Source organism: Pseudoxanthobacter sp. (assembly GCF_036822375.1).
In the GTDB taxonomy this organism is placed as follows: Bacteria; Pseudomonadota; Alphaproteobacteria; order Rhizobiales; family Segnochrobactraceae; genus Pseudoxanthobacter.
Genome location: NZ_DAISHT010000160.1, coordinates 1 through 8,391, shown reverse-complemented (window position 1 = coordinate 8,391; position 8,391 = coordinate 1). Strand labels below are relative to the sequence as shown.

Below are 8,391 nucleotides of genomic sequence, written 5' to 3'. Positions count from 1 at the left end.
ATCGCGCCCTTGCCGGCCTTGATGGCGGAGAACAGCCCCGCCGCCTGCGGCAGGATGCGCTCCATGTAGAACCGCGCCGTCACGCGCTTGCCCTCGTAGAAGGCGTGCTCGTCACTGCCGGCCTCCAGCGCCTCGCCGGCGATGCGCGCCATTTTCAGCCACATGGCGCCGAGGGCGACCAGACCGAACAGCCGCAGATATTCGGTAGCGCCGGCGGCGGCTTCCTCCGGGTCCTTCAGGCCGCGTCGGGCCAGCGTGGCGGTGGAAAGCTGCAGGGCACCGAACGCCTTGGACAGCGGCGTGGCCAGTTCGCTGACGAGGGCATCGTCGCTGTCGATGGCCGCGTCGATCTCCGCCAGCACCGGATGGAAGAACCGGCGCAGGTAGCGGCCCATGTGGGCCGGCATCTTTCGTCCCACCAGATCGAGGGCCTGAACGCCGTTCGTGCCCTCGTAGATCATGGAGATGCGACTGTCGCGGACATATTGCTCGACGCCGTGGTCACGGATGAAGCCGTGGCCGCCATAGACCTGCATGCCGATATTGGTGGTCTCGAAGCCGAGATCGGTGAACAGGGCCTTCACCACCGGCGTCATCAGCGAGGTGAAGTCCTCCGCTTCGAGGCGCGCCTCGGGGTCGGGATGGTGGTGCGACATGTCGAGGGCCTTCGCCACCCAGCAGCCCAGCGCCCGCGCGCCTTCGTTGAAGGCGCGCATGGTCATCAGCATCCGGCGCACGTCCGGGTGCACGATGATCGGGTCGGCCGGCTTGTCCGGGGCCTTGGTGCCGGAAAGCGCGCGGCCCTGCAGGCGTTCGCGCGCATAGGCGACCGCCGCCTGGTAGGCCGCCTCGCCGGCTCCCAGCCCCTGAATGCCCACCGACAGGCGCTCGCTGTTCATCATGGTGAACATGGCACGCATGCCTTTGTGCGGCTCGCCGACGAGCCAGCCGGTGGCATCGTCGAACGAGAGCTGGCAGGTGGCCGAGGCCTTGATGCCCATCTTGTGTTCCAGCGCGCTGCACACCACGCCGTTGCGCTGGCCGGGCCGGTTGTCCTCGGTGGGCAGGAATTTCGGCACGAGGAACAGGCTGATGCCCTTCACCCCCGGCGGCGCGTCCGGCAGGCGGGCGAGCACGAGGTGGATGATGTTCTCCGTCAGGTCGTGTTCGCCGGCCGAGATGAAGATCTTGGAGCCGGTGATGCGGAAGGAGCCGTCGTCCTGCGGCACGGCGCGGGTCCTGAGCAGGCCGAGATCGGTGCCGCAGTGGGCTTCCGTCAGGCACATGGTGCCGGACCACGTGCCGTCGATCAGCTTCGGCAGGTAGCGCGCCTTCAGGGCCTCGCTGGCGTGGCCTGCGATGGCCTTGCAGGCGCCGTGGCTGAGGCCGGGATAAAGCCCGAACGACAGGTTGGCGGAGCAGATCATCTCTTCCACGAACTTGCCGATCACGTCCGGCAGGCCCTGCCCGCCATAGGCGGGATCGGCGCACATGGCGGTCCAGCCGCCGGCGGCAAAGGCTGCGTAGGCTTCGGGGAAGCCCTTCGGCGTGTGCACGACGCCGTTTTCCAGCACACATCCTTCCACGTCGCCGGAGGCATTGAGCGGCAGCAGCCGTTCGGTGACGAACTTGCCCGCCTCCTCAAGAATGGCATCGACGACGTCGGGCGTGGCTTCCTCGAAGCCCGGCAGGGCGGCGTATTCGGCGGTTCCCACCACCTCGTTCAGCACGAAGCGCATGTCGCGCAGGGGCGCCTTGTAGGTCTGCATGGCGTCAGTTCCTCACCGGCTTGCCGGTTTCGAGCACGCTCTCGAACCGGGCCAGAGTTGCATTGGTGCGCACCAGCCGCATGAAGCCTTCCTGCTCCAGCTCCAGAATGCGGTCCTCGCCGAGGGTGTCGATGATGTCGGCCGGCCCGCCGGACAGCACGGTTGCCAGTTCGCCGGCCACCACCAGATCGTGCTTCGTGGCAATGCCGCGGCGGGCGAAGCCTTCGGCGGCCATGGTCATCGCTACCTTGCCGGCGGGGCCGGGCAGCACCACTTCGAACGGCTTCGGCGGGGTGTAGTTCTCCGCCAGTGCCAGCGCCCGCGCCTTGGCATCGGCCAGCAGGCGGTAGCGGTTCATGGTGATGCCGTCCGTCGGCCGCAGGAACAGAAGGTCGCGTGCCTCCGCGGCCGATTTTGCCACGGTGGCCACCGACAGGGTCTCGAACACCCTGGCGGGCGCCGGCATCGGGCCCTTCGGCAGCTTGCCGGCGCTCTGCCAGCGGCCCAGCATTTCCTTGCAGCCGCCCCATGCGGGAATGAGGCCGACGCCGCATTCCACGAGGCCGATATAGCTTTCTGCGTGGGCCTGCACCGCATCGGCATGCAGCAGGATCTCGCAGCCGCCGCCCAGCGCCATGCCGGAAGGGGCGGCCACCACCGGGAAGGGGGCATATTTCAGCCGCTTGTAGGTCTGCTGGCCGGCCTCCACCAGCTTCTCGATCTCGCCCCATGCCGCGATGTTGGCGGCAAACAGCGCGAGGCCCAGATTGGCACCCACGGAGAAATTCGGCCCCTCGTTGTAGATGACGAGGGCACGGTATTTCTTCTCCACCAGATCGATGGTCCGGCCGAGCAGGGCCATGATGTCGGCGTCCATCGAGTTGCCCTTGGACGTGAACTCGAAGCAGACCACGCCGTCGCCGATCTCCCACAGGCTGGCCGAGCCGTTCTTCAGCACCGGCTGCGCGGCGAGCTTGATGTCCTCCAGCCACAGCACGCCCTCCGGGCGCACGATATCGGCATAGGTGCCGGCCGGGCTCAGGGCCTGCCGGCGGCCGTCTGCGATGCGGTAGAAGGTTCTGTCGCCCAGCCCGGCCAGCAGCGGCGGCAGGGTGAAGCCGGCGGCCGTCAGGCGCGCCGCGAACCATGCCCCGCCGATGCGGTCGATCAGTTCGAAGGGCCCCCATTTCCAGTTGTAGCCGAGCCGCATCGCCTCATCGATGGCGAGAATGTCGTCGCTCGCCTCGCCGACGAGGCTGGCGGCGTAGGTCAGCGTTTCCGCCATGACGCGGAACGCATAGCGGCCGATCCGGTCTTCGCGGGAGAGCAGCGCCCGCAGGTCGCCGCGCGCAAGCCCCTCGATCTCCGGCTTCACGGACGCGCGGTATTCGCCGGTGGCAAGATCGACGGCCTCCTTCACCTTGCCGCCGCCGGCGCGGTTGAGGCGGTAGAACCCGCCCTTGCCCTTGCGGCCGGTATAGCCCTCCGCGATCATGCGGCGGATCAGCGGCAGGTCGCGGTTGGAGGCGTGGAAGGCATCGCCCGGCGGCAGCGCGGCCTTCAGGCTGGCGCTGATGTGGGGCATCAGGTCGAGGCCGACGAGATCGACGAGGCCGAACACGCCGGTTTTCGGAATGCCGAACGGGCGCCCCATCACGGCATCGGCCTCTTCCACGCTCAGGCCGAGGTCGATGGCTTCCACGATGGCGCGCTGGATCCACGCCACGCCCAGCCGGTTGGCGATGAAGCCGGGGCGGTCCTTGCAGCGCACCACGCTCTTGCCCAGCACCCGGTCGGCGAAGCCGGCGATGCGGCCGGCGAGTGCGGTGTCGGTTTCCGGCCCCGTCACCAGCTCCATCAGGCGCATGTAGCGCGGCGGGTTGAAGAAGTGGGTGACGAGGAAGTCGCGGCGGAAACCGTCCGGCAGCCCGGCGGTCAGCTTTTCCAGCGCGATGGTGGAGGTGTTGGAGGAAACGGCGGTGCCGGGCCGGCGCACGGCATCGATGCGCGCATAAAGCGCCTGCTTCACGTCGAGCCGCTCGACGACGGCCTCGATGATCCAGTCGGCCTCGGCCAGCCGGCCGAGATCGTCCTCGATGTTGCCGGTTTCCACCAGACGGGCGGCCTTCGGCGACATGAACGGGGCGGGATCGGCCGTCTTCAGCTTCTCCACCGCGGTCCCGGCCACGATGTTGCGGTTCCCGGCGCCCGGCGGAACGATATCGAGCAGCAGCACCGGAATGCCGGCATTGGCGACATGGGCGGCGATGCCGGCGCCCATGACGCCGGCGCCGATGACGGCGACTTTGCGGATTTCGCTCATCAGATGCGCTCCAGAACCGTGGCGATGCCCTGACCGCCGCCGATGCACTGGGTGGCCAGCGCATAGCGTCCGCCCTCGCGCGCCAGCAGCGCGGCGGCCTTGCCGACGATGCGCGCACCGGTGGCGCCGAGCGGATGGCCGAGCGCGATGGCGCCGCCGTCGATGTTCAGCGTCTCGTCGCGGATTTCCAGATCGCGGGCGCAGGCCAGTGCCTGGCTGGCGAACGCCTCGTTCAGTTCCACCACGTCGATGGCATCGATGCCGATGCCGGCGCGCGCCAGCGCCTTCTTCGTGGCGGCGACCGGGCCGATGCCCATGATTTCCGGGTCGCAGCCGGCAACCGCCACCGAGGCGATGCGCGCCAGCGGCGTCAGGCCGTTGCGGGCGGCATAGTCCTCGCTGCACACCAGCACCGCCGAGGCGCCGTCGGTGAGGGGCGAGGAGGTGCCGGCCGTCACCGAGCCGTCGGTCTGGAAGGCGGGCCTGAGGGCGGCGAGGCCTTCGGCGGTGGTGTCGGGGCGGATGCAGCCATCGGCGTCCACCGTGGTGCCGTTGATGCGGATCGGCACGATTTCGCCGGCCAGCCGGCCTGCGGCCTGCGCGGCGGCGGCACGGGTCTGGCTGCGCACGGCGAAGGCTTCCTGCTCGGCGCGGGTGATCTGCCAGCGGCGGGCGACATTTTCCGCCGTGTCGCCCATGCCCATGTAGGCGCCGGCATTGCGGGCGGCCAGCGCCGGATTCGGCAGCGGGTTGAAGCCCATCATCGGCACGCGGCTCATGCTTTCCACGCCGGCGCAGATGAACACCTCGCCCGCGCCCAGCAGAATCTGCCCGGCGGCGATGTGGACCGACTGCATCGACGAACCGCAGAAGCGGTTGACGGTGAGGCCGCCGACGCTGAGCGGCAGGTCGGCGATGAGGCCGATGAGGCGGGCGACGTTGAAGCCCTGCTCGCCTTCGGGAAAGGCGCAGCCGACGATGATATCCTCGATGTCCTCGGGCTTCACGCCGGTGCGCGTCACCAGCTCGCGCACCACGGCGGCGGCGAGATCGTCCGGCCGCACCCGCGCGAGAGCGCCCTTGCGGGCCAGAGTGAAGGGCGAGCGCACATAGCCCGCGATGACCGCGTTCATTATGGTTCCTTTCGGATGATCGTCTTGTCTCGTGAGGCGGACGCACGCCGGGCGCGCACCGCGAAGGCGTTGAGAGCGGACGGGCGTGGCGCCCGGCCGGAAAACGGGAATGGTCAGGGTCTTGGAGCCGGCCGCTCTAGGGCGCCGGCCGCCGGGGCGGAGCCGTTCAGCCCGCCTGCCGCTTAGGGCTGTCGTCGAGACCGGCCAGCGCGGTGACCGCCTGCGTCTCGATCTCGCGCAGTTCGGCCAGCGTCTGCTGCAGTGCCTCGCTCTGGTCTTCCAACCGGTCGATGCGCAGCCGCACGCCCTTCAGCAGCATGCGCAGCTGTTCTTTCTGGGTGCGGTCGAGATCGTAGAGATCAAGATATTCCTTGATCTCCTGCAGCGTGAAGCCGAGGCGCTTGCCACGCAGGATCAGGATCAGCCGGGCGCGGTCGCGCTGGGTATAGATCCGGGTGTTGCCTGCACGGCTCGGGCTGACGAGGCCCTTGTCGTCATAGAAGCGCACCGTTCTGGCCGTGATACCCAGATCGCGGGCAAGCTGGGTCACAGTGTAAAACTGTTCGGCCATCGGGCGCCTTGGCGAGACAAACCTGTAAATGCTGGCCATAGCTTAACCTATGCGTCAATGTCCTGACAAGCGTGCCGGCGGCGGATCGCCGGCGGCTTCGGCGCGGGCCTTCTCTTCCGCAACGAGTTCCTTGCGGGAGAGCTTGCCCACCATGGTTTTCGGCAGGGAGGCGCGGATTTCCACCGCGACCGGCATTTCGATCTTCGAAAGCCGTTCGGAGAGGAACGCGAGGAGTTCGGCCGGGGTCGGGCTGGTGCCCGCCTTCAGGGTGGCGAACACTTTCGGGCTTTCACCGCGATAGGCATCCGGGATGCCGATGGCGATGGCTTCCGCCACCGCCGGGTGCTCGTAGAGCGCCTCCTCGATCACGCGCGGATACACGTTGTAGCCCGAGCAGATGATGAGGTCCTTGATGCGGTCCACGAGGAACAGGTAGCCGTCCTTGTCGATATAGCCGATGTCGCCGGTGCGCAGCGCGCCATCGATGGTGACGGCGCGGGTATCGGCCGGCCGGTTCCAGTAGCCGGTCATGACCTGCGGCCCGCGCACGCAGACCTCGCCCTTCTCGCCCTGCGGCAGGATCTGCTCCGGGTGGTCGGGGTCGCGGATCTCGATCACGGTGCCCGGCAGTGCCAGCCCCGTGGAGCCGGGCCGCCGCGGGCGTCCGTCCAGCGGGTTGACCGTGACGACGGGCGAACATTCCGTCAGGCCATAGCCTTCCGCCAGCCGGCAACCGGTCAGCGCCTCGAACCGGGCCGCCACTTCCTGTGCCAGCGGCGCGCCGCCGGAGATGCACAGCCGGATGGAGGTGAGATCGACACCGTGCGCCTCGGCCGCGCCGTTGATGGCGCCGTAGACGGTGGGCACCGCCGGCAGCAGCGTGGGCCGGCTGCGCCGGATGGTGGCGAACACCTCCTCGAGCCGGAACTGCGGCAGGAGGATCATTTCCGCGCCGATGGCGACGGCCACGTTCATGGAAACCGTCAGGGCGAAGACGTGAAACAGCGGCAGGATGCAGAGAATGCGCTCCTGTCCGTCGCGCAGCCCGCCCGGCCCGGCACACTCCGCGATCTGCCACATGTTGGCGGTCAGGTTGCCATGGGTCAGCATGGCACCCTTGGGCACGCCCGTGGTGCCGCCGGTATATTGCAGCACCGCCAGATCGGAGGCCTCGGTGCGCGGTGCGGCGGCGCCGAGGGGCGGGCGCGACAGCAGATCCGCGAAACGGATGTGGAGGCCATCTGCCGGAATGCGGGCGATCTCGCGGCGGCGGAAAAGGCGGAACAGCAGCGATTTCGCCGCCGGCAGCACCCCGGCCATGGGGCAGACCACCACATGCTGCAGCCCGGCGCCGGCGGCGACGGAGGCGAGCGGCCGGTAGATTTTCTCCAGATCCATCACCACCATCACGGTGGTGCGGGAATCGCGGATCTGCGCTTCCAGTTCGCGGGCGGTGTAGAGCGGGTTGTAGTTGACCACCACGCCGCCGGCCTTCAGCACCGCGAAATAGAACAGCACCGAGTAGGGCGTGTTCGGCAGGCAGAGGCCCACATGCACGCCCCGGCGCACGCCGATGGCGGCAAGACCGCCGGCAAGCCGCTCCACCAGACGGCCGACCTCGCGGTAGGTCCAGCGGCGGCCGAAGAAGTCGATCGCCGGAAGATCGCCGAACCGCGCCACCGCGCGGTCCAGCAGCGCCGGCAATGTCGCCGGGCGGTCGCCATTTTCCTGCTCCTGCGCACCCTGAACGGGCGGGCCGGCGGCAGCGAATACTGGTTTTATGGCTTCTGCGGCCGCGATATCCCGCTGGCACCGCAGGCCCTGCCTGAAGTCCCCTGTCACGTTTCTTCCCATTGCCATCAGCCCTCTTGAAGGGGCGATTGACGCACGGTGATCTGCTATCACCAATACGAAAGAGGCTATACGTAAACATCAATGTGATGCAAGAGGGATATTGCCGATAAGGTGCCAGCTGGCGGGCGTCGGCAACAGCCTGACGGAGAGACCGATGAATTTGTGGCTGCGCTTCCTGCGTGTGGTGATGGCTGCGTTTCTATCCCGGCAGCGGCTGGCGCCGGAGGCGGTATCGGCCCTGACCATGCGGGTCTGGCCGACCGATCTGGACCTGAATTTCCACATGAATAACGGCCGCTACCTCACGTTGATGGACCTCGGGCGCATCGACCTTCTGATGCGGGCGGGTCTGGCGCGGGCCATTCTCGCCCGGCGCTGGATGCCGGTGCTGGCAGATGCACAAATTCGTTACCGCTGCTCGCTGGGGCCGTTCCGCCGTTTTCGGCTGGAGACGCGAATCACCGGCTGGAACGAGCACTCGGTGTTCATCGCGCAGCGATTCGTGATCGCCTCCGGCCCGGAGGCCGGCGTGCTGGCGGCGCAGGCCAGCGTGCGCGCCGTGGTGCTGGACCGGGGCCGGAAGGTGCCTGTGGCGGAGATCTTTGCCCTCTCCGGGATCGAGCCGGCCGCCATGGACGGAGCCGGTTTCGATCCCGCGCCGTGGGCGGCGAACAGCCCCTCATAAAAACAACCGGGAGAAACACCATGCCCCTGCCGCCCTCCCTGGCCGGCCGCCTTCGC

General features: G+C 68.3%; 6 protein-coding genes. 1 reads left to right on the top strand and 5 read right to left on the bottom strand.

From position 1 onward, the window contains the following. The 5 genes from V7067_RS13370 to V7067_RS13350 form a co-directional block, all read right to left on the bottom strand. Positions 1 to 1,769 (bottom strand): acyl-CoA dehydrogenase C-terminal domain-containing protein (locus V7067_RS13370; protein WP_334176401.1); only part of this gene is annotated, 1,769 nt, incomplete at its 3' end. 4 nt (positions 1,770 to 1,773) lie between these two features. Further along, complete coding sequence (locus V7067_RS13365) at positions 1,774 to 4,092, bottom strand: 3-hydroxyacyl-CoA dehydrogenase NAD-binding domain-containing protein (RefSeq protein WP_334176400.1); 2,319 nt, start codon at positions 4,090 to 4,092, stop codon at positions 1,774 to 1,776. After that, positions 4,092 to 5,225, bottom strand: coding sequence for a thiolase family protein (locus V7067_RS13360; RefSeq protein ID WP_334176399.1), 1,134 nt, complete (start codon positions 5,223 to 5,225; stop codon positions 4,092 to 4,094). Before V7067_RS13360 ends, V7067_RS13365 begins: the two co-directional genes overlap by 1 nt. Positions 5,226 to 5,391: 166 nt before the next feature. Next, complete coding sequence (locus tag V7067_RS13355) at positions 5,392 to 5,796, bottom strand: MerR family DNA-binding transcriptional regulator (protein ID WP_334176398.1); 405 nt, start codon at positions 5,794 to 5,796, stop codon at positions 5,392 to 5,394. A gap of 54 nt (positions 5,797 to 5,850) precedes the next feature. Continuing rightward, the gene (locus V7067_RS13350; RefSeq protein ID WP_334176397.1) at positions 5,851 to 7,656 is read right to left on the bottom strand and encodes a long-chain fatty acid--CoA ligase; all 1,806 of its coding nucleotides are present in this window, start codon (positions 7,654 to 7,656) and stop codon (positions 5,851 to 5,853) included. A 148-nt stretch (positions 7,657 to 7,804) separates the two neighbouring features. Here V7067_RS13350 and V7067_RS13345 point away from each other — a divergent pair, with 148 nt between their 5' ends. After that, the gene (locus V7067_RS13345) at positions 7,805 to 8,335 is read left to right on the top strand and encodes an acyl-CoA thioesterase (protein ID WP_334176396.1); all 531 of its coding nucleotides are present in this window, start codon (positions 7,805 to 7,807) and stop codon (positions 8,333 to 8,335) included. Positions 8,336 to 8,391 lie beyond the last annotated feature (56 nt).

Bases quoted from the DNA above. Each gene is read 5' to 3' on its own strand.
- V7067_RS13365 (WP_334176400.1), bottom strand. From the start codon at position 4,092: ATGAGCGAAATCCGCAAAGTCGCCGTCATCGGCGCCGGCGTCATGGGC.
- V7067_RS13360 (WP_334176399.1), bottom strand. From the start codon at position 5,225: ATGAACGCGGTCATCGCGGGCTATGTGCGCTCGCCCTTCACTCTGGCC.
- V7067_RS13355 (WP_334176398.1), bottom strand. From the start codon at position 5,796: ATGGCCGAACAGTTTTACACTGTGACCCAGCTTGCCCGCGATCTGGGT.
- V7067_RS13350 (WP_334176397.1), bottom strand. From the start codon at position 7,656: ATGGCAATGGGAAGAAACGTGACAGGGGACTTCAGGCAGGGCCTGCGG.
- V7067_RS13345 (WP_334176396.1), top strand. From the start codon at position 7,805: ATGAATTTGTGGCTGCGCTTCCTGCGTGTGGTGATGGCTGCGTTTCTA.